This is a genomic window from Paenochrobactrum sp. BZR 201-1, from assembly GCF_044987585.2.
Taxonomy (GTDB): domain Bacteria; phylum Pseudomonadota; class Alphaproteobacteria; order Rhizobiales; family Rhizobiaceae; genus Paenochrobactrum; species Paenochrobactrum pullorum.
Map to the genome: position 1 here is coordinate 195,069 of NZ_JBJDRZ020000007.1, position 20,972 is coordinate 216,040.

Here is a 20,972-nt window from a genome sequence, read left to right on the forward strand (position 1 = left end):
CCGCGAAAGCGGCCATTTTTTTAAATAATTTTGCTTATAAAAAACCTCCGCCTTGTGAGCGGAGGTTTTTTTAGAGAGAGCATGTTTCCCAAAATTGGGTACCTGTTTTGGGGTAAAGACATGCGTAAAAATAAAAGGTTAGAGCGAGCGCAGTGCATGCGATTAAGTGCGACACGCTCTAACGGATCGATTAGTCGTTAGCCGAGATCGAAACTTTGAGAAGCTGGATGATCTTGGTCGGATCAATCGTTGCTGTTGCAACAATGGATGCGATCGAAACAGCTTTGTCCGGCGAAGCCTTCAGGGTGAAGGATTTTGGATCGTCAAAGTATTTTTCAGCTGCAACTTTTACGCTTTCGGCAAATTCAGGATTATTAAGCTGCATTGCCATCAAAGGCACCAGCATCTTGGCCTGTTCGCGAAGCATCTGCGGTTCTGTGCCTTGCTGTTCTGCGTAGAAGTCAAACAGTTTGTTGGTCAGTGACTTGTCATCAAAGCGGATGGTGATGTCTTTGATGGTCAGCTGTTCGGCAAGGCCGAGAAGTGCAAGGCCGCTGGCAGCATCATCTGTGCCGGCTTCCAGCATTTCTTCCTGTGTTTTCTGTACAGCTTCAACAAAGGCCAGATCATAGCCACCAATTTCGGTGGTCATTGACAGCTTGCCGAGATCTTTGATGTCTGCATCAAATTTGTCGAGGGTGGCAACGCCGGTTTCAGGCAACCATGTACCATTGGAGGTAATGGTTGCGTCAATGGCGTCCATGCCGAAATCAGGCATGCTGCCGTCTTTTTCGATATTTTCCAAGTTCATGTGAATGCGGCCGACATTCCAGCTATAGTCGATTTTTTTACCGTCTTTGTTGCTGAAAGTGGCATCGATACCTTCCATCAACAGGCTGACATCTTCATCTCCGATGATTTCCAGCTTTTTGATGGTTGCTGTGTCATAAAATGACATCTTGTCGAGAGCGGATTTTGCATTTTCAGAAGGAATGGTGAAGCCGGTCGAGCTGACACCTTCAATGACCAGTTTGCCGGTTTTTTTGCCTTCATCCTGAAGATCGGCTGTCATGTCCGGAATGAGCAGCTCACCGATGCGGTAGCCGCCATCTTTGGTTTCTTCAACATTCTTCAAAGTGACATCGCCGACTTCGAAAGTTTCGTCAGGCAATGCGGTCAATGAAACTTTAACACCACGCAACTGAATAGCTGAAGCATCGCCTTCAACGGAGCTGTAGCTGATTTCGCCGCCCTGTTTTGAATATAAAGATTTGATGCGTTCAGCGACTGCATTGGCGTCCAGCGCAAATGCTGAAGTGCTCATCAGCAGGGATGCTGCTGTGGCTGAAATAAAATATTTCATTTTCATTTTTATGACCTGTTATTATTGGAAGGATGTCAAAGTCGAATTGTTTGATAGTAACATATTTACTTTTTTCCTACTCATAAATTGGGATGAGTTGTTAACTGTCGTGATCTTTTATCAGTTTCTCCCATAGAATACGAAGTTAGAAACAGATTTATGACTTTAAACTGTTCGTGGACGGGGTTCTTGACTTGCCGTCGAATCGCCGAATTGGTATTCATTTCGTATGGGAAAAAGTTTGATTCCGCCTGGTGGCGGCGATAATCACATTGAGCCGATTAATTTAAAATCAGCTCTGGAAGAGCGGTATCTCGCTTATGCACTGTCCACGATCATGCATCGTGCACTGCCGGATGTACGCGACGGTTTGAAGCCCGTTCATCGGCGCATCATCCATGCCATGCGCCTGCTGCGTCTTAATCCGGATCAGGCCTATGCGAAATGCGCCCGTATTGTCGGTGATGTGATGGGTAAATTCCATCCGCACGGCGATGCGTCGATTTATGATGCATTGGTGCGTTTGGCGCAGGATTTTGCCGTGCGCTATCCATTGGTGGACGGGCAGGGCAATTTCGGTAATATCGATGGCGATAATGCGGCGGCGATGCGTTATACCGAAGCGCGTATGACGGAAGTGGCAACACTCCTGATGGAAGGCATTCAGGAAAATGCCATTGATTTCCGCCCGACCTATAATGAAGAAGATGAAGAGCCGATTGTTTTGCCCGGTGCTTTTCCAAATCTTCTGGCCAACGGGTCTTCGGGTATTGCTGTGGGCATGGCGACATCCATTCCGCCGCACAATGTGGCAGAGCTTTGCTCGTCAGCGCTTTATCTGATCAATCATCCGGATGCGACAGTTGAAGACTTGATGACCACTGAAGAACAGTGGGAAGAGATCAAGCGTGAAGCGTTGACCGACCCTGATGCTTTGCTGAAAACCAAAGTGCGCGGACCGGATTTCCCGACTGGCGGTGTGCTGGTTGAAACGCCGGATAATATACTGGAAGCCTATCGCACTGGACGCGGTGCTTTCCGTACCCGTGCGAAATGGGAAAAGGAAGAGGGCAATCGCGGCACTTGGGTGATTGTGGTCACCGAAATTCCGTATCAGGTGCAAAAATCGCGCCTGATCGAGAAGATCGCCGAACTGCTGATTGCTAAAAAACTGCCGCTGCTTGACGATGTGCGCGATGAATCCGCGGAAGATATCCGTCTTGTGCTGGAACCTAAGAACCGTACCGTTGATCCGGAATTGTTGATGGAATCACTTTTCAAGCTCACCGAGCTTGAAAGCCGGTTCTCGCTCAATCTCAACGTGCTGTCGCATGGTAAAGTGCCCAATGTACTTTCGCTTGATGGTGTGCTGCGCGAATGGCTTGCGCATCGCAAGGAAGTTCTGATCCGGCGTTCGGAACACCGCAAGGCCGAAATTGAACGGCGTCTCGAAATCTTGAGCGGCTATCTGGTGGCTTATCTTAATCTGGATGAAGTGATCCGGATTATCCGTGAGGAAGACGAGCCGAAACAGGAGCTGATGCGGGTTTTTGAGCTGAGCGATTTGCAGGCAGAATCGATCCTCAACATGCGCTTACGCTCTTTACGCAAACTCGAAGAGTTTGAAATCCGTAAAGAGCACGACGGCTTGTCGAAAGAGAAAAAAGAGATCGAAGAACTGTTGGCTTCCGGCACCAAGCAGTGGAAGAAAATCAGCAGCGAGATCAAAGCGGTGCGCGAAAAATATGGACCTAAGACACCATTAGGCGCGCGCCGTACGCATTTTGCCGAAGCGCCGAACCATGACTTACAAGAAATCCAGCAAGCGATGATCGAAAAAGAACCGGTCACGATTGTTGTGTCTGAAAAAGGCTGGTTGCGTGCGATGAAAGGGCATTTACCCGATTTCAGTACATTGACCTTCAAGGAAGGCGACAAGCTGAAGCTGGCTTTCCATGCGGAAACCACAGACAAAATTTTGTTCTTCACGACGGGCGGCAAATTTTACACGTTGGGTGCCAACACGCTGCCGGGTGGACGTGGTCATGGTGATCCGATCCGTATTCTGGTGGATATGGAGAATGATCAGGATATTCTGACTGCTTTTGTGCATGATCCATCGGCCAAATTGCTGCTGTCGTCGCATCTGGGCTATGGTTTCATCATTCCGGAAAGCGATACAGTTGCCAATACCCGTAAGGGCAAGCAGATCATGAATGTCAAAGCGCCGGATGAAGCAAAAATCTGTATGCGCGTTGCAGGCGATCATGTGGCTGTTATCGGTGAAAACCGCAAGATGGTGGTGTTCCCGATGAGCGAAATTCCGGAACTGACCCGTGGTAAAGGTGTTCGATTGCAGCGTTATAAGGATGGCGGCGTGTCCGATATCCGTGGCTTTGCGATAGAAAACGGCCTGTCATGGCAGGATTCGGCCGGACGAACATTTACCCGCAGCAAAGACGAGTTGCTGGAATGGATGGGCGCACGTGCAACTGCCGGCCGTGTGGTGCCGAAAGGCTTTCCGCGTTCTGGCAAGTTCTGATCACTATTTATGAGCATAAAAAAGCGGGGCATGATGACATGTCCCGTTTTTTTATATGCTTTTTCAGGCAAATGCTTTGCGGCGCGCCCGATAGGTGCGCAACTGCCATGTAGAGTGGCTAAGCAGTGCCGTAATCATGATGGCGCCGCCGGTGAGTGTGGCAGGGCTTGGCACTTCCTGAAAGATCATCCAGACCCAGATCGGCGCTAATATCGTTTCAAGTAAATAGAACATCGCAACTTCGGGGCCTGAGAGATAGCGTGGACCTGTTGCAAGACAGATGAAGGCGACAGGCAAAATCAATGCACCGTCAAGAGCTAACCATTTGATGTCGTTGATCTGATAGCCGGTTTTTGTCACCACGAAGTAAATTGCCACGGCACAGGGCAGGCAAGTGGCAACAATGGCCGCAAGTCCCATTTCTTTGTTGGTGGTGCGGCTGATGGTAATGGCTGTCGCAAGACAGGTGGTGGCAAGCAGTGCCACCATATCACCAAACCAGCCACCGGAGGTGACACCGTCGCTTACAATAATCAACACGCCTATAACCATGAAGAACATGGTGATGAAGGTTGCGCGTTGCGGACGTTCTTTTAAAAATACCCAGCCCAAAATGGCTGAGACCATCGGGTTGAGAGCAAGAATGAAAACCAGATTGGCGGTGGATGTATTAAAAACGGCGGTAACGAAACAAGTGGCGGAGATGCCATAGAGCAGGGCAACAATCAGGCCGGTTTTACCCGGTATCAATGTTTGTTTTTTGCCTGTCAGTAATGACCATACCGTCCATATGATGATGCTTGCGATAAAGGTTAATCCTGCGCGCACCATAATGACAGACCATGCATTGCCGTCTGCCAGTTTGATCAGCGGAATATCTACGGTTAAAAACAAGCCGCCTATCGCGGTGATGAGCAAACCCTTGGCATGATTGCCACTTTTCTGAACCGAGCCAGACAAATCTCCCCCTCATTATTTTTTGGATATTGCGCCTTTTCCTCAGATCGATGCGTTTGATCGATTTTTGTAATTAATCCACGCGCTGCCAGCCGCGGGGCCCCAATTGCTCCTGCGGACGAAAACGAATTTTATACTCCATTTTGCGCGAACCATTGACCCAATAGCCGAGATAGACATGCGGCAAGCCATATTGGCGCGCACGGTGCAAATGGTCGAGGATCATGTATGTGCCAAGCGAGCGCGAATGCAATTCCGGTTTGTAGAAAGAGTAAACCATCGAAAGACCGTCGGACAGAACATCAGTAAGGGCAACCGCAATCAGCTCGCCTTCACCCTTTCCGGTGATGAAGCTATCGGGGCCACGGCGACGATATTCAATCACCTTGGTCGTGACGTGGGTATCCTCCACCATCATGGTGTAATCTTGAACCGACATGCCCGACATGCCGCCATCGCGGTGGCGCGCTTCGAGATATTCGTGAAACAGAGCATATTGATCGTTATTGGTGTCGGGATTATTGACCGTGCCGATCAGATCTTTATTATTTTGCCAGATACGCTTCATCGAACGGTTCATTTTGAACTCGTCGGCGATAATACGCACAGAGACGCAAGCCTGACAATTTTCACAGACGGGACGGTAGGCAATATTTTGTGAGCGCCGGAAACCGCCTTGGGTGAGCAGATCATTGATCTCGGATGCTTTGGAGCCGGTGAGATGTGTAAAGACCTTGCGCTCAACCTTATCTTCCAAATAAGGGCAAGGAGCGGGAGCCGTCAGAAAAAACTGCGGCGTGTTTTGAATGTGCTGGGTCATGTATTATCCGCGATAATTGCCAACACTGCCATCATAATAGTTGCCCGTTCTTAGATAAGTTCACCCTAATTTATTATTATATTATAATAAGATAAGCGGGATGAACGGCACTTTCCTCCCGTTTAAACTTATCTGCCTAGAATGATACGACTATTTAAAAGGTCAAGTAGGAATTGTTTTTTTAAACGCCATATGAGTTGGTTTCTTATCTTTAGCGTCTGTCCAACCGGTCAGAACGTACAACGACTGTTCCAAGCAACAGGTCATGAAGTGTACGTTTACGATCCAGAAACAGGGAGGCAAAGAGAATCAAAGGGGTCAAAACTGTATTGAGTGCCCAGAATAAAATGCTGTGAACAATCGCAAGCATGCTGTCCACGCGCAGACCATCAAGACGCATCAAACGGATATTCATTGCACGCATGCCCAAAGTTGCCTGTTGCTCACCGCCCATGGTGAAAGCAATATAACTAAGCGCAATCAACGGGAAAATGATGGCATAAAGCATCCAGCCAAGGCCGAGGGTTAAAACACCTAAAATGGCGATGATAATGGCTGCCGGAATGGTCAGCATGAAAATGATGGCATAGTCGATCAGAAAGGCAAAAATTCTGCGCGTACGTACGCCGTCAAATAACCGGTAATCGGTCAGTTGAGCGCCCTGCATGTCATTTGTGTATGTCTGATAAGACATGATCCATCTTTCATAAAAGCAGCCGCACCAATCGTACGGCTGTTTAAAGATGGTTCACTTATGCACCAATTTCAAGAGAATGTGTATGAACAGGCCAGCAATTCCGGCATTGGTTCAATTGCCGATATGCCAGCCCTGATGGATTTTCTCAGCTGCTTCAAAGGCATAATAGGTCAAAATACCATCACAGCCTGCACGTTTAAAGGCCATCAGACTTTCCATCATCGCCGCTTCTTCATTGATCCAGCCATTGCGGCCGGCGGCTTTGATCATCGAATATTCACCGGAGACCTGATAGGCGAAGGTCGGCACATGGAAAGTGCTTTTCAAGCGATGGATAATATCAAGATAAGGCAGGCCAGGCTTGACCATCAGCATATCCGCACCCTCCATCAGATCTTGTTCGGCCTCGCGTACCGCTTCGTCTGTGTTGGCTGGTGAGATATAATAGGTTTTCTTGTCGCCCTTCAAAAGGCCAAGTGTGCCGATGGCATCACGGTAGGGGCCATAGAAAGCGGAGGCAAACTTTGTGGCATAAGACAGGATCGGAATATCCTGAAAACCATTGGCGTCGAGTGCATCGCGGATAAGGCCGATACGGCCATCCATCATATCGGAAGGAGCGATAATGTCGGTGCCGGCTTCAGCCTGTGCCAAGGCGCCTTTGACGATCATTTCTGCCGATTCATCATTGATGATGATACCTTCACGCAAAATGCCGTCGTGGCCATGGGTGGTGAACGGATCAAGGGCGGCATCGGTGATGATGCCCAGTTCCGGAACTTCTTTTTTAATCGCACGGATGGCGCGGTTAATCAGATTGTCGGGATGAGCGATATGGTTGCCGTCTTCGGTTTTTACATCGGCGCTTTCACGCGGGAAAGGGGCAATGGCGGGAATACCAAGTTTTGCAGCTTTTTCAGCCATGCGCACAGCCATATCAACCGAATAACGCGAAACGCCCGGCATGGCTTCAATCGGTTCTTCAACTTTTTCGCCACCGGTGAGGAAGAAAGGCAAAATCAGATCATCAACCGACAAGTGGTTTTCCTGCACCATACGACGTGACCAGCCGGTTTTACGCATACGGCGCAATCTGCGGCCCTGCGTTGCTTCGTCAATGGCCTTGGTGGTTGCGGATGGTGTTTTCATGGAAGCGGGCTTAGTCATTATCGGTCCCCCGGTAGATGATGGGATACAATGTCAAACTGCTGCAAAAAAATTGCGAGCTCATTTTGGCGTGAAAAAACAATAAAAAGAACCAGTCAATTCTTTTGTGATATGCGAGTCCGGTTCAATTGCCCCTTGCTTATCATGGGAAAACTGCATTATCCAAGGATTAATATTTTTAGCGGCATTGGCACAGTAAAGTTTGCTTTTTACTCCCGCAGTTTAAATCATGAGAGGAAAAAATGCAGATTAACTTTGGCGCAGACAATCAGATCCTCTTTGAACAGCATGGTACAATCGGCTTGATCCGGTTACAGCGGCCAAAATCTTTGAACGCACTTACCCATGAAATGATCAAGGCGATCAGGCGCGCTTTACAAGCATGGAAAGACGATCATTCCATCGCGGCTGTTTTGATTGAGGGCGAGGGGCGCGCTTTTTGTGCCGGTGGCGATGTGGTCGAGGTTTATCATCTTGGCCGTGAGGGCAAATATAAATTCCAGATGTTTGCCGACGAATATGCAATGAATGCAGAAATTGCATCTTTTCCAAAGCCTTATATTTCACTGCTTGATGGCATTACGATGGGCGGTGGCGCTGGTGTTTCGGTGCATGGAACACATCGTATTGTCACCGAAAACACCATGTTTGCCATGCCTGAATCTGCTATCGGATTTTTCACCGATGTGGGGGCGAGCGTTTTCTTGCCACCCTTGGAGGGCAATTTCGGTATTTATCTGGCATTGACCGGCAATATTATCCGCTGGGGTGATTGCTTGCAAAGCGGGATAGCCACCCATGCGATGAAAAGTGAACATTTAGCCGAGTTTCGTCGTGTTCTTTTTGCCACCGGTGATCTTGATCAGGCGCTGGTGCATCTGGATTATCCGGATTTTGAGACATCCGTCGATCATCGTGCATTGATTGCCGATTGTTTTGGGTTTGATACGCTGGCTGAATGTCTTTCAGCTTTAGAAGCTGTTGCCAAAGAAAACGTTTTTGCGGCTGATGCCCTGACTGTTCTGGCTAAACGTTCGCCGACAAGTCTGGCCGTTATTTTTGAGCAAATGAAACGCGCGAAGGTACTTGGATTTGATGAACGCATGCAGATGGAATATCGCATTGCTTGCCATATGATCAAGAAACCTGATTTTTATGAAGGTGTGCGGGCAGCATTGGTTGAAAAAGGCACGCAACCGGTTTGGAGACCGGAGAAACTGGAAGACGTGAGTGATGAAGATGTTGGCCAGTGTTTTTCTCCTTTAAGCCATGGGGAACTTGAGCTTTGATGCATGAAGAAAGATTGCGCCAAAGTTTGCGCCCCACATTGACTGAAACCGGCATGCTCTGGTTTGTCCGTTTGCTTGCGATTTATTCGATTGCGTGCGGTCTTTATTATTGGGTGCGGCTGATCGGTGTTTATCCGGGGCTGCTGTGGCGCTTTGATTTGATGCCTTGGCAGTGGCAAACCGCCTTTGTCGGGCTGGCGATTTTGTTTCCTGTTGCGGCAACAGGCTTATGGTTGCGTGCTGCATGGGGGCCGGTGATCTGGTTTTTCGCTGCCGCAATTGAAATCGGTATTTATAGTTATTGGTCTCGTCTGTTTGAATACAGGCCTGAAATTGTTGCTATCAATCTTGGTTGTATTTTGGTTTACATTATTTTGCGTGGTCTTTTGTTTTGGCAAAGAAGACAGCAAAATAATTTTCGTTTTACAGATTAGGTTCCGTCCGAACATTTAACGGGCAATTATGTGTCAGTTTTGCAACAAGTTGCAGGTACATTATAGAATTACACTTATGCAGAAGCGCGTTATGATGCTTGCCGCTTGAAACCTGCATGGCAGACATTATTAAGCCATAAAATAGGGTATGGATTTTTTCATATTTCGACATGCAGCGCGGGGGAGCGCGGGTCTGACAAGCTTTTTCAAAGCTGTTGTTGAACTTCAGGAATTTGCAATAATTAAGTCCGGGGTTAAATCAGGCATGAAATCAGGAAAGACTACCGCTATGTCACAATTGGACAGACGCATGTTTTTGCGCGGTGCCGCCAGTCTTGGTGCAGCAGGGCTCGGGCTATCAATCGCCGGAACATCGGCTTTTGCGCAAAATGCGCTCAATGATATTATTTCTGCTCCGCGGCGTGGTAATTGGGATGATCAGTTTGATGCGCGTGCCAGCACCAGCAGCCATCAGCAAGTTGCAACCAACCAGCCTGTGATGAGCCCGCAGACAGTTTCCTATGTGCAGAATGCTATTTCACAATATAGCAATATTGCCATGCAGGGGGGCTGGCCGCAGGTGCCGGGCAATGCCAAGCTGAAACTGGGTACAAGCGATCCGGCAGTTTCTGTGTTGCGCAAGCGTCTGATGATTACCGGTGATTTGCCACAAAGTGCGGGATTATCTGCTTCATATGACTCATATGTTGATGCAGGTGTGAAGCGTTTTCAATCGCGTCATGGTTTGCCTGCTGACGGTGTAATGGGGCAATTTACCTATTCCGCCATGAATATTCCGGTGGATGTGCGCCTTGGTCAGTTGCAGACCAATCTTGGGCGTTTGAACGAAATTGCCAATGTCAACGAGCAGCGCTTTGTGATGGTCAATATTCCGGCTGCACTCATTGAAGCCAATGAAAATGGCCGCGTTTCACAGCGCCATACTGCGGTTGTCGGCAAGATTGACCGTCAGACACCGTTGCTTGTTTCCAAAATTCACGAAGTTATTCTCAATCCGTTCTGGACGGCACCGAAGTCGATTATCCTCAAAGATATTATCCCTGTGATGCGCAAAGACCCGACTTATCTGACGCGTAATAAAATCCGTCTCTACGATGCGCAGGGGCAGGAAGTGCCGCCGGAAAGCGTTGACTGGAACACGGATGAGGCTGTTCGCCTGATGTTCCGTCAGGATCCGGGCAAGATCAATGCGATGTCCTCGACCAAGATCAACTTCCATAACAATCATGCAGTCTACATGCATGATACGCCGCAACAGAGCTATTTCAACAAGATGATGCGTTTTGACTCGTCCGGTTGTGTGCGCGTGCAGAATGTGCGTGATCTGGATGTCTGGCTGTTGAAAAACACGCCGGGCTGGGATCGTCAGACCATCGAAAACACGATCAAGTCGGGCGAAAACCATCCGATTCTGCTTGCTGATCCGGTTCCGTTACATTTTGTCTATGTTTCGGCCTGGTCAACCGGCGATGGTGTCGTGCAGTTCCGCGATGATATTTATAAGATGGATGGTGCGGCAGAATTGGCAATCGGTACTGATGTCTGATTGGTTCTGAGCAAAATTGATCAAATCAAAGCCTGTGTGAGAATAAGTCGCACAGGCTTTTTTGTTTCTTTTGTCGGAAACCCGTTTTTCACGAAGCTTTGGATTGGCGCTTGTCGGGCAAATATGATAATCCGCGCTCTTACCAAGCAGCTTTGATCGGCAACCGGAGGGATTAAACCATGTCGCAGGCAAATCTAGATGCTTTTTTCAACAAGCCACTTGAAGAAGTTGATCCGGATATTTTTGGTGCAATTCGCAATGAACTTGGCCGTCAGCGCCATGAAATCGAGCTGATTGCTTCGGAAAATATCGTTTCACGCGCAGTTCTTGAAGCGCAGGGTTCAATTCTCACCAACAAATATGCTGAAGGCTATCCGGGCAAGCGCTATTATGGCGGCTGCCAATATGTCGACGTGGTTGAAGAACTGGCGATTGAACGTGCGAAGAAGCTGTTCAATGTTGAATATGTCAACGTACAGCCAAACTCCGGCAGTCAGATGAATCAGGCCGTTTTCCTCGCGCTGTTGCAGCCGGGTGATACATTCATGGGGCTGGATCTGAACTCCGGTGGTCACCTGACCCATGGTTCACCGGTCAACATGTCCGGTAAATGGTTTAATGTTATTTCTTATGGTGTAAGCGAAGAAGATCACCTGATCGATATGGATGAAGTTGAGCGTATTGCGCGCGAAACCAAGCCTAAGTTGATCCTTGCAGGTGGTACTGCTTATTCCCGCGTTTGGGACTGGGAACGTTTCCGCAAAATTGCTGATGAAGTCGGCGCTTATTTGATGGTTGATATGGCGCATATTGCTGGTCTTGTGGCCGGTGGCCAGCATCCGTCACCAGTGCCGCATGCGCATGTTTGCACCACCACGACGCATAAATCCCTGCGTGGCCCGCGTGGCGGCATGATCATGACCAATGATGCCGATCTGGCCAAGAAGTTCAATATGGCTGTATTTCCTGGTCTTCAGGGTGGCCCGCTGATGCATGTGATTGCCGGTAAGGCGATTGCATTGGGCGAAGCTTTGCAGCCTGAATTTAAAACCTATGCCAAAAATGTGGTCGATAATGCCCGCACATTGGCAAAGGCTTTGCAGGGCAGCGGCCTTGATATCGTTTCTGGCGGCACGGACAACCATTTGATGTTGGTTGACCTGCGCCCTAAAAACGCAACCGGCAAGCGTGCTGAGGCTGCTCTTGGCCGTGCTAACATTACCTGTAACAAAAACGGTATTCCTTTCGATCCTGAAAAACCTTTTGTCACTTCCGGTATCCGTCTGGGTACGCCGGCTGGTACAACCCGCGGCTTTGGCGCAGCAGAATTTACTGAGATTGGTAATCTGATCGGCGAAGTGCTGGATGGTTTGAAAGCTTCCAACTCCGACGAAGGAAATGCTGCTGTTGAGGAAGCTGTTAAGAACAAGGTCGTAAGTTTGACCGAACGCTTCCCGATGTATGGTTATCAGGGCTGATTTTTAAGTGACTGATTGATTGCAAATCCCCGCGTGATCTGATTGGTTGCGCGGGGATTTTCTTCTCCACATTATTTTGCCGCGAAGATTATGTGCTGGGTCGTTGATCGGTTATCTTGGGATACTAGAATCACAAGTAGTATTTATGCTGAGCGGTTATGAAAGATTGCCATGCGCTGTCCTTTTTGCCAGTCTGATGACACACAGGTTAAAGATTCCCGCCCAGCAGAGGATGGTGCCGTTATTCGTCGCCGTCGTGTCTGTCCGGTCTGTGCGGGGCGTTTTACCACTTTCGAGCGCGTCCAGTTGCGCGATTTGATGGTGCTGAAAAAGAGCGGTCGAAAAGTGTCTTTTGATCGTGAAAAACTTACGCGTTCCATTCAGGTGGCTCTGCGCAAGCGTGATGCCGATCCGGAGCGCGTGGAGCGCGCGATATCAGGCATAGTGCGCCAGCTCGAGAGTTCAGGTGAGGCGGAAATCCATTCCGATGAAATCGGTCGCTTGGCTATGCATGCATTGAAGGGCATTGATGATATTGCCTATATCCGTTTTGCATCTGTCTATCGCAATTTCAGCGAAGCACATGATTTTCATAATGTGATTGACGAGCTGAATGATGATGCGTCTGCAGCTCCGGCTGTGAAACTTTCGGACGATTAAATGTCGGATAGTGAAGGGCTTTTTCAAGATAAAATTACCGCGCAAGATTTGCGTTTTATGGCGGCTGCGATTCGTTATTCGCGGCGCAATCTCGGATTGACCTCCACAAATCCGTCGGTCGGCACATTAATTGTCAAAGATAATGGTTTTGGCCCTGTCATTATCGGACGCGGTGTAACCGCCCTTGGCGGGCGTCCACATGCAGAACGTGAAGCTTTGCGTGAAGCGGGCGAAAATGCGCGCGGCGCTACCGCTTATGTGACATTAGAGCCATGCGCCCATCATGGCAAAACGCCGCCTTGTGCCGAAGCACTCATCAGTGCCGGCATTGCGCGTGTGGTGGCGGCTGCCAATGACCCCGATGAACGGGTGAGTGGCAAAGGCTATGCAATGCTGCGTGCAGCGGGCATCGAAGTGCAGGAAAATGTGCTTGGAAAAATGGCGGCCAATCAGCTTGCAGGATACCTCGTTCGTTCTTTTAAGAAACGTCCGGAAGTTATTGTAAAATTAGCACTTTCTTCTGATGGTTTTATCGGTGTTGACGGGCAGGGGCAGGTGCCAATCACCGGTTCTGTTGCCCGTTCACAAAGTCATTTGATGCGTGCGGAGACGGATGCCATTTTAATCGGTATCGCAACGGCGCTGGAAGATGATCCGGAGCTTACTTGTCGTTTGGATGGTATGGCGCATCGCTCGCCAATCCGCATCGTGCTGGATAGCGCTTTGCGTTTGCCGCTATCCTCAAAGCTGGTGCAGTCGGCCGCGCGCGTGCCGTTATGGATTGCTTGCGGCGTTGATGTGCCACTTGAAAAGCGCATTCAATATCAAAATGCCGGGTGTCATATCATTGCAACCGATACCAGCGAAGGTGTGATTGCCTTGCCGGAATTGCTCAATGATTTAGGCGAGCTTGGCGTTGCCACTTTACTGGTGGAGGGAGGCGCTTCGATTGCGGCCTCATTCCTGCGTGAAGGTTTGGCTGATCGTTTGGCGCTGTTTCAGGCACCTGTCAAAATTGGTGCGGGTGGTATTCCTGTTCAGGGTTTACAACACTATATAGAGACTGAATTTACATTGTTACGCAGTGCCGATTTTGGTGCTGATCATTATGCAGAATATGTGAGGAAGTGCTGATATGTTTACGGGTATCGTCACAGATGTGGGTAAAGTGGGGCGCATTAAACCTTTGAATGAAGGTGTCTTGCTGCGCATTGAAACAGCCTACGATCCGACGACAATTGAACTGGGTGCTTCCATTGCTTGTTCAGGTGTTTGCCTGACTGTGGTTTCCTTGCCTGAAAAGGGTAGCAATGCCCGTTGGTTTGAAGTGGAAGCATGGGAAGAGGCATTGCGTCTGACGACTATTTCTGAGTGGAAGACTGGTACGCCGATCAATCTTGAACGCTCATTGAAGCTTGGCGATGAGATGGGCGGCCATCTGGTTTCCGGCCATGTCGATGGCAAGGCAGAGATTATTGCATGCGAAGAAGAGGGCGATGCTGTTCGCTTCACCTTGCGGGCGCCGGAAGCCTTGGCTCTATTTATTGCCCAAAAAGGTTCAGTGGCGCTGGATGGCACGTCTTTGACTGTCAATGGTGTTGATGGTCATGAGTTTGACGTGCTTTTGATCCGTCATTCGCTCTCTGTCACCACTTGGGGTGAGCGAAAAGTGGGTGATTTGGTCAATATTGAGATAGATCAGCTGGCCCGCTACGCGGCACGTCTTGCACAATTTTCAAAATCGGCTTAGAGCCTGTTTAAAATTGGCGCAGCCTGTTACCGGCATGCCGTATTAATGAATTAACGCATCCCGAAAACTGTAAAACGGTTTTTGGGTAAAATGCGTTTTTGTATCAATAGAGCATTTAAGAGAAAGTCTAAATACTCTAGCAAATAAGGTATGCTGTTTTTCAGCATGGGTTATAATGAGATTTTACAAGAAGTTTTGGAGCGCGTAATAATGACATCCTCTCATGATGGGCAACCTGTAGCCTCCGCTCCACGTACAGCAAATAAGCGTGGCGTTGCACGTTTGGCCGCCGTGCAGGCACTTTATCAAATGGATGTGGCCGGAACGGGTATTTCGGAAGTTGTAGCCGAATATGAAGCTTTCCGTTTGGGCAAAGAAGTGGATGGCACACAATATCTGGATGCCGATCCGCAATGGTTCCGCGCAATTCTGGCCGGTGTTGTGGCCGAACAGCGCGTGATTGACCCGATGATTCACGAAGCGTTGAACGAAGATTGGCCATTATCACGCCTTGATTCTACTCTGCGAGCCATTTTGCGTGCCGGTATTTGGGAATTGAAAAACCGCAAAGATGTTCCGACTGCGGTGATTGTTTCGGAATATGTTGATATTGCCAAGGCTTTTTATGGCGAAGAAGAGCCAAAACTAACCAACGCTGTATTGGATCGTCTGGCCTTTACATTGCGTGGCGAAAGCCGCGGTGCGGTCAACCGCAACAAAAGATAATATCTGCTGCCAGCATTAATAGCTGGCGAAGCTGCCTTTGGCGCTTCGCTTAAGTTCAGCTTGACCTTTGGTTCCAAGTTCCGCATCTTTCATCTGTAACGGCATGTGAAAGATGCGGAAATGATGGATTGGAACAAGTTTTTGTCTTTTCTCATGAAATTTCAAATCCATTAATCAAATGATGGCCTGATCAGGGTTCATTATCAAGGCACTCTCATGCCGATAAACCGATCCGCTTAAAGGCAAACGGATCGCAAGGAAATGGGAGTTGGCTTAATGGAAGTTGGCATAGGGGTTCTTCTTCTTGTTATCGCATGCGGCTTATTTTCAGTGGTTTATGCCGTATTTGCGACCCGTTCAGTTCTTGCAGCAGATCAGGGCAATGCCCGGATGCAGGAAATTGCCGGTGCCATACGTGAAGGCGCGCAGGCTTATCTGACACGACAATATACAACAATAGCAATTGTGGGCGCGGTGGTCTTTCTGGCCGTATGGTATCTTCTTTCCATCACAGCCGCCATCGGCTTTCTGATCGGTGCGGTGCTTTCAGGTGTCACCGGTTTTATCGGTATGCATGTCTCGGTGCGTGCCAATGTGCGCACCGCGCAGGCGGCATCATTTAGTCTGGCCAGCGGCTTGGAGCTTGCTTTCAAGTCCGGTGCAATTACCGGCATGTTGGTGGCGGGATTGGCGTTGCTTGGCGTGTCGCTTTATTATTTCGTGCTGACTTATTATCTGGGCTATGCACCCTCTGACCGTGTAGTGATTGATGCGCTGGTATCACTCGGTTTTGGTGCTTCGCTGATTTCCATTTTTGCGCGATTGGGCGGCGGTATTTTCACCAAAGGTGCGGATGTCGGCGGTGATCTGGTCGGCAAGGTGGAAGCTGGTATTCCTGAAGATGATCCCCGCAATCCCGCAACCATTGCCGATAATGTCGGCGATAATGTCGGTGACTGTGCCGGTATGGCAGCGGATTTATTTGAAACCTATGCGGTGACAGTCGTTGCAACCATGGTGTTGGCAGCGATTTTCTTTGGTGGTGGCGATCAGCTTGCCATCATTATGCTTTACCCATTGGCGATTTGTGGTGTCTGCGTTTTAACATCAATTGCCGGCACATTTTTTGTCAAACTCGGTGTATCCGGCTCAATTATGGGTGCGCTTTATAAAGGGCTGATCGCAACAGGCATTCTGTCGGTTCTCGGTATTGCTGTTGCCAATATGCTGACCATTGGTTGGGGCGAGGTGGGTGTTGTGGATGGGCAGATCATCACCGGTACCAATCTGTTTATCTGCGGTATTATCGGATTGATTGTCACCGGTTTGATTGTGGTGATTACCGAATATTATACCGGTACCAACAAGAGACCGGTCAATTCCATCGCGCAGGCTTCCGTGAGTGGTCACGGCACCAATGTCATTCAAGGTTTGGCGGTGTCATTAGAGGCAACCGCATTGCCGGCATTGGTAATTGTTGGCGGTATTATTGCCACCTATCAGTTGGCAGGTCTTTTCGGTACAGCAATTGCTGTTACTGCGATGCTGGGCATTGCCGGAATGATTGTGGCGCTTGATGCATTCGGGCCGGTGACAGACAATGCCGGTGGCATTGCCGAAATGTCCGGTCTTGATGGTGAGGTTCGCAAGGCAACTGATGCGCTGGATGCGGTGGGCAATACGACCAAAGCGGTCACCAAAGGCTATGCGATTGGTTCGGCCGGGCTTGGGGCATTGGTGCTCTTTGCAGCTTATTCCAATGATCTGGCTTATTTTGCCGCGCATGGGGATCAATATCCGTATTTTGCCAATATGGGTGAGGTGTCGTTTGATCTCTCCAATCCTTATGTGGTGGCGGGGTTGATTTTTGGCGGGCTTATTCCCTATCTCTTTGGCGGCATGGCCATGACCGCTGTGGGGCGGGCGGCCAGTTCTGTGGTGCATGAAGTGCGCCGTCAATTCCGCGAGCATCCGGGCATCATGACCGGTGAGGAACGGCCTGATTATGCGCGTGCAGTCGATATTCTAACCAAAGCAGCTATCCGAGAAATGATACTGCCATCTTTGTTGCCGGTGCTTGCTCCATTGGTAGTTTATTTCGGTGTATTGATGATTTCCGGCTCCAAATCGGCGGCTTTTGCAGCGCTCGGCGCTTCTTTACTCGGTGTGATCGTCAATGGCTTGTTTGTGGCCATTTCCATGACATCAGGTGGCGGCGCGTGGGATAATGCCAAGAAAAGCTTTGAGGACGGCTTTACCGATAAAGACGGTGTGCTGCATTTAAAGGGATCAGAAGCACATAAAGCATCGGTCACCGGCGACACTGTAGGCGATCCTTATAAGGATACGGCAGGGCCTGCGGTTAATCCGGCGATCAAGATCACCAATATTGTGGCGCTGTTGCTTTTGGCGGTGCTGGCGCATTCGGTGTGAGGGACTGAAATAATAAAAAACCCCGCTTTTTAAAGCGGGGTTTGACAGTTTTGTCGATTATTGACGTATCAACCGCCTGGAAGCGAAGTCGGTGCCTTGCTTACACCTTGAATAACCTGTGTGAGGAAGGTTTGATCTTTACCGCCTGTTGGTGTCGTGCGGGAGATGAAATCAAATAATTTGCCGTCTTGCAGGCCATAATTGGCAATCTTGCTGACTTTTTCATCTTTATCAAAATAGATTGCGAGAATCTGTCGATCGGTAATTTTAGGCGGCATAAATTGAGCCGCACGGTAACGTTTTTGTGAAATATAATAGAATACTTCATTATCAAACGTGGCAGTCGAGGATGGAGTACCCATCGCCATCATAACCTGTTCACGGCTTGAACCGACCGGAATGGAATCCAGTGCTTCTTTATCGAGTACATAGCCTTCGGTCATTATTTCAGACGGGTTCAGGGTTGATGCGGTATTACATCCTGCTAAACCTGCTGATAAGAGAACCACAGTGCTAGCAAGCATCGCGCCTCTTGTTCGGGGGCTTGTTAAAAATCGCTGCAACAATGATATCTCCATGATCTAAATCAGGGCGGCACTTTCGCCGTTAAAAGAACTTCGGTAAACCACCTTGCAACTGGATGCAATAAGAACGGTCGCTAGATTATGATTCTTCAACTTTTTCGACGTAAATCGAAGGCTAATGAAGCCATTAAACTGCATATTTATGAAAATATCGTGTTGGCAACACGTCAAAAATATTTTTATGCACAGTTTCAGGTGCCAGATACGCCGCTTGGTCGCTATGAAATGTTGTCGTTACATATGTTTTTGACCCTTCATCGCTTCAAATCAGATAATATCGAAAATAAAGCGCTTACCGCGCTGGGGCAGGACTTGGCTGATGAATTCTTTAAAGATATTGATCATTCATTGCGTGAATTCGGTATTGGTGACCAATCTGTGCCAAAACGCATGAAAAAATTGGCGAGGATGTTTTACGGTCGTGTCGGCTCTTATGGAGCCGCACTTGATTCTAATGATCGTGAAGCTTTAAGCATTGCCTTGGCACGCAATATACAGCCTGATCTTGAAAACTGGCCGCAAGCGGACGACCTTTGTAGGTATGTGTTTGCGAGTCGTGATCATTTGTCAAAATTGCAGGATCAGGATATTGCAGCAGGCAATCTAACATTTTTGAATGCGGAAGATTTAAAATCGACCGTGCAAATTGAGACAGCATAATGCGAGAAGCAGTTTTGAGTTTTCCGGTTTCGGTGCAGCATGTGCCCCAGAAAGGCATTGAAGTGACACTGAAAAGCGACGACAATGAGCGTGCGGCTTTGGCTGAAGCCCACGGTCTGGATAAGGTTTTGGCCTTTTCTGCCGGTTTTACCATTACGCCCTGGAAAAAGAGCGGCATTAAAATTCGTGGTAAAATTCAGGCGCATATCGTGCAGGCTTGTGTCGCTACATTGGAGCCGATTGAGAATCAGATCGACGAAGATGTCGAAATTGTGCTGGTGCCGGAGCATTCACGCCTTGCCCGAGTTCCGCTGGATGAAAGCGGTGAAATGCTGATTTCAGCCGATGGTCCCGATATTCCAGAAACTTTTTCGGGAGATAAAATTGATATAGGCGCAATTGCTGAAGAGTTTTTTGATCTGGCAATTGATCCTTATCCGCGCAAAAGCGATTTGGCTGATTCTGTTATTGTCAGTGTTGGCGAGGTCGAAGACGAGAGCGACAGTGACACTGTCTCACCATTTGCAAGTCTTGGGAATTGGCAGAAGAAGAACTGAATTAAGCTATTTGCCAAATTTAAGTTGTATGGCGGTGTAAAAAAGCTATTTTCGCGTAAATCTTAAAGCGTGATCGCTGATTTTTTGTAAAAAGCTATACGAGCAACAGGGACCGCACAGGACATTCCAGAGTGATAAGAATTTCGATTGACGCCATGGGTGGCGATTTTGGCCCTGAAGTAGTCATACCCGGAGCGGCAACTGCGCATGAGCGTCATCCGGATATCCGTTTTGTAATTTATGGGCTGGCAGAGCAGGTAGAACCGGTTCTGGCCAAATATCCTAAACTTCAGGCCGCATCCGAGTTTCGCGTCAGTGAAATGGCAGTGCGTATGGATGAAAAACCGGGGCAGGCTTTGCGCAATGGTCGGGGAAAATCGTCGATGTGGCAGGCACTTGAGGCCGTTAAAGACGGTGAAGCGGATGCTTGCGTCTCAGCCGGCAATACCGGTGCGCTGATGGCGATGTCCAAGTTTTGTCTGCGGATGATGCCGCAGATAGAGCGTCCGGCAATTGCAGCAATCTGGCCGAATTTGCGCGGCGAGGGCATTGTGCTGGATGTGGGGGCAACTATTGGTGCCGATGCGCCGCAATTGGTCAATTATGCAGTGATGGGTGCCGGAATGGCGCGCGCACTTTTTGAAGTGAAGCGTCCGACGGTTGGCCTTCTCAATGTGGGCGTTGAGGATGTGAAAGGTCTTGATGAAATCAAGGAAGCCGGACAGATCCTGCGGGATACACCATTGGACGGCCTGGAATATTATGGCTTTGTTGAAGGCAATGATATCGGTAGCGGCACGGTTGATGTGGTGGTGACCGAAGGATTTACCGGCAATATCGCACTTAAAACAGCTGAAGGAACTGCTCGTCAGATTGCAACACTGCTGCGTCAATCAATGAGCCGGACATGGCTTGCCAAAATCGGTTATTTGTTTGCCAAAGGTGCTTTTGATCGCCTGCGCGAGAAAATGGATCCGAACAAGGTCAATGGCGGCGTGTTCTTGGGGCTCAATGGCGTCGTGATCAAAAGTCACGGTGGTGCGAATGCCGATGGTATCGCTGCTGCCATCGAAGTGGGCTATGATATGGTGCGTAATAAACTTTTAGAGAAAATTACCGCAGATCTGTCGCATTTCCAGCATAGCGCTCCCGTCAATACAAAAGCGGAAGAGGCTGGCATGTCTGATGAAAATCAGGCGTGACCGCCCGGATTTAATGTAAGAAACTTGGCGTTTTTCATAAATAATGCTAGCTGAGATCAGCTGAGTTAATTTCGTGAAAAAAGCAT

19 protein-coding genes are annotated in these 20,972 nt (G+C 48.8%); 13 read left to right on the forward strand and 6 right to left on the reverse strand.

Annotated features, from left to right (window positions below; all coding sequences use genetic code 11):
- Positions 1 to 190: 190 nt before the first annotated feature.
- On the reverse strand, positions 191 to 1,324 hold the full coding sequence (locus tag ACI0FR_RS07075) for a hypothetical protein (protein WP_404905939.1): 1,134 nt from the start codon (positions 1,322 to 1,324) through the stop codon (positions 191 to 193).
- Between the two features lie 268 nt (positions 1,325 to 1,592).
- Here ACI0FR_RS07075 and ACI0FR_RS07080 point away from each other — a divergent pair, with 268 nt between their 5' ends.
- Positions 1,593 to 3,905: a DNA topoisomerase IV subunit A gene (locus ACI0FR_RS07080; protein WP_404905938.1), complete on the forward strand. Its 2,313-nt coding sequence runs from the start codon at positions 1,593 to 1,595 to the stop codon at positions 3,903 to 3,905.
- A 63-nt stretch (positions 3,906 to 3,968) separates the two neighbouring features.
- On the opposite strand, the gene ACI0FR_RS07085 is transcribed toward ACI0FR_RS07080, so the two are convergent.
- The 4 genes from ACI0FR_RS07085 to hemB form a co-directional block, all read right to left on the reverse strand.
- Positions 3,969 to 4,865 (reverse strand): DMT family transporter, encoded by an 897-nt coding sequence (locus tag ACI0FR_RS07085; protein WP_374830894.1) that lies wholly within the window; start codon positions 4,863 to 4,865, stop codon positions 3,969 to 3,971.
- A 70-nt stretch (positions 4,866 to 4,935) separates the two neighbouring features.
- Positions 4,936 to 5,682, reverse strand: a complete 747-nt coding sequence (locus ACI0FR_RS07090; protein WP_404905937.1) for an arginyltransferase — start codon at positions 5,680 to 5,682, stop codon at positions 4,936 to 4,938.
- A 211-nt stretch (positions 5,683 to 5,893) separates the two neighbouring features.
- Complete coding sequence (locus tag ACI0FR_RS07095) at positions 5,894 to 6,376, reverse strand: RDD family protein (protein WP_404905936.1); 483 nt, start codon at positions 6,374 to 6,376, stop codon at positions 5,894 to 5,896.
- Positions 6,377 to 6,490: 114 nt separating this feature from the next.
- On the reverse strand, positions 6,491 to 7,546 hold the full coding sequence (gene hemB / locus ACI0FR_RS07100; RefSeq protein ID WP_374830900.1) for a porphobilinogen synthase: 1,056 nt from the start codon (positions 7,544 to 7,546) through the stop codon (positions 6,491 to 6,493).
- A 242-nt stretch (positions 7,547 to 7,788) separates the two neighbouring features.
- On the opposite strand from hemB, the gene ACI0FR_RS07105 reads away from it, so the two are divergent.
- From ACI0FR_RS07105 to ACI0FR_RS07145, 9 genes are all read left to right on the forward strand, one after another.
- Entirely contained in the window at positions 7,789 to 8,835 is a 1,047-nt protein-coding gene (locus ACI0FR_RS07105) for an enoyl-CoA hydratase/isomerase family protein (protein ID WP_404905935.1), read from the forward strand.
- Positions 8,835 to 9,269: a DUF6163 family protein gene (locus ACI0FR_RS07110; protein WP_404905934.1), complete on the forward strand. Its 435-nt coding sequence runs from the start codon at positions 8,835 to 8,837 to the stop codon at positions 9,267 to 9,269. The genes ACI0FR_RS07105 and ACI0FR_RS07110 overlap by 1 nt, the downstream gene beginning before the upstream one ends.
- Before the next feature lie 265 nt (positions 9,270 to 9,534).
- Positions 9,535 to 10,836 carry a L,D-transpeptidase family protein gene (locus ACI0FR_RS07115; protein ID WP_374830906.1) on the forward strand — a complete coding sequence of 434 codons (1,302 nt, stop codon included), beginning with the start codon at positions 9,535 to 9,537 and terminating at the stop codon, positions 10,834 to 10,836.
- Between the two features lie 179 nt (positions 10,837 to 11,015).
- Positions 11,016 to 12,314, forward strand: a complete 1,299-nt coding sequence (glyA, locus tag ACI0FR_RS07120) for a serine hydroxymethyltransferase (protein ID WP_374830908.1) — start codon at positions 11,016 to 11,018, stop codon at positions 12,312 to 12,314.
- A 171-nt stretch (positions 12,315 to 12,485) separates the two neighbouring features.
- Positions 12,486 to 12,974 (forward strand): transcriptional regulator NrdR, encoded by a 489-nt coding sequence (gene nrdR, locus ACI0FR_RS07125; protein ID WP_404905933.1) that lies wholly within the window; start codon positions 12,486 to 12,488, stop codon positions 12,972 to 12,974.
- Positions 12,975 to 14,108, forward strand: coding sequence for a bifunctional diaminohydroxyphosphoribosylaminopyrimidine deaminase/5-amino-6-(5-phosphoribosylamino)uracil reductase RibD (gene ribD, locus ACI0FR_RS07130; protein WP_404905932.1), 1,134 nt, complete (start codon positions 12,975 to 12,977; stop codon positions 14,106 to 14,108).
- A 1-nt stretch (position 14,109) separates the two neighbouring features.
- Positions 14,110 to 14,724, forward strand: coding sequence for a riboflavin synthase (locus tag ACI0FR_RS07135; RefSeq protein WP_404905931.1), 615 nt, complete (start codon positions 14,110 to 14,112; stop codon positions 14,722 to 14,724).
- A gap of 210 nt (positions 14,725 to 14,934) precedes the next feature.
- Complete coding sequence (gene nusB / locus ACI0FR_RS07140; protein WP_374830916.1) at positions 14,935 to 15,450, forward strand: transcription antitermination factor NusB; 516 nt, start codon at positions 14,935 to 14,937, stop codon at positions 15,448 to 15,450.
- Positions 15,451 to 15,726: 276 nt separating this feature from the next.
- On the forward strand, positions 15,727 to 17,883 hold the full coding sequence (locus ACI0FR_RS07145) for a sodium-translocating pyrophosphatase (protein ID WP_374830918.1): 2,157 nt from the start codon (positions 15,727 to 15,729) through the stop codon (positions 17,881 to 17,883).
- Positions 17,884 to 17,951: 68 nt separating this feature from the next.
- On the opposite strand, the gene ACI0FR_RS07150 is transcribed toward ACI0FR_RS07145, so the two are convergent.
- Positions 17,952 to 18,449, reverse strand: a complete 498-nt coding sequence (locus tag ACI0FR_RS07150; RefSeq protein WP_374830920.1) for an outer membrane protein assembly factor BamE — start codon at positions 18,447 to 18,449, stop codon at positions 17,952 to 17,954.
- A 99-nt stretch (positions 18,450 to 18,548) separates the two neighbouring features.
- On the opposite strand from ACI0FR_RS07150, the gene ACI0FR_RS07155 reads away from it, so the two are divergent.
- The 3 genes from ACI0FR_RS07155 (at position 18,549) to plsX (ending at position 20,886) form a co-directional block, all read left to right on the forward strand.
- Positions 18,549 to 19,127, forward strand: coding sequence for a ubiquinol-cytochrome C chaperone family protein (locus tag ACI0FR_RS07155; protein ID WP_374830922.1), 579 nt, complete (start codon positions 18,549 to 18,551; stop codon positions 19,125 to 19,127).
- Positions 19,127 to 19,684: a YceD family protein gene (locus ACI0FR_RS07160; protein WP_404905930.1), complete on the forward strand. Its 558-nt coding sequence runs from the start codon at positions 19,127 to 19,129 to the stop codon at positions 19,682 to 19,684. Before ACI0FR_RS07155 ends, ACI0FR_RS07160 begins: the two co-directional genes overlap by 1 nt.
- 131 nt (positions 19,685 to 19,815) lie before the next feature.
- Positions 19,816 to 20,886 carry a phosphate acyltransferase PlsX gene (gene plsX, locus ACI0FR_RS07165; protein WP_404905929.1) on the forward strand — a complete coding sequence of 357 codons (1,071 nt, stop codon included), beginning with the start codon at positions 19,816 to 19,818 and terminating at the stop codon, positions 20,884 to 20,886.
- Positions 20,887 to 20,972 lie beyond the last annotated feature (86 nt).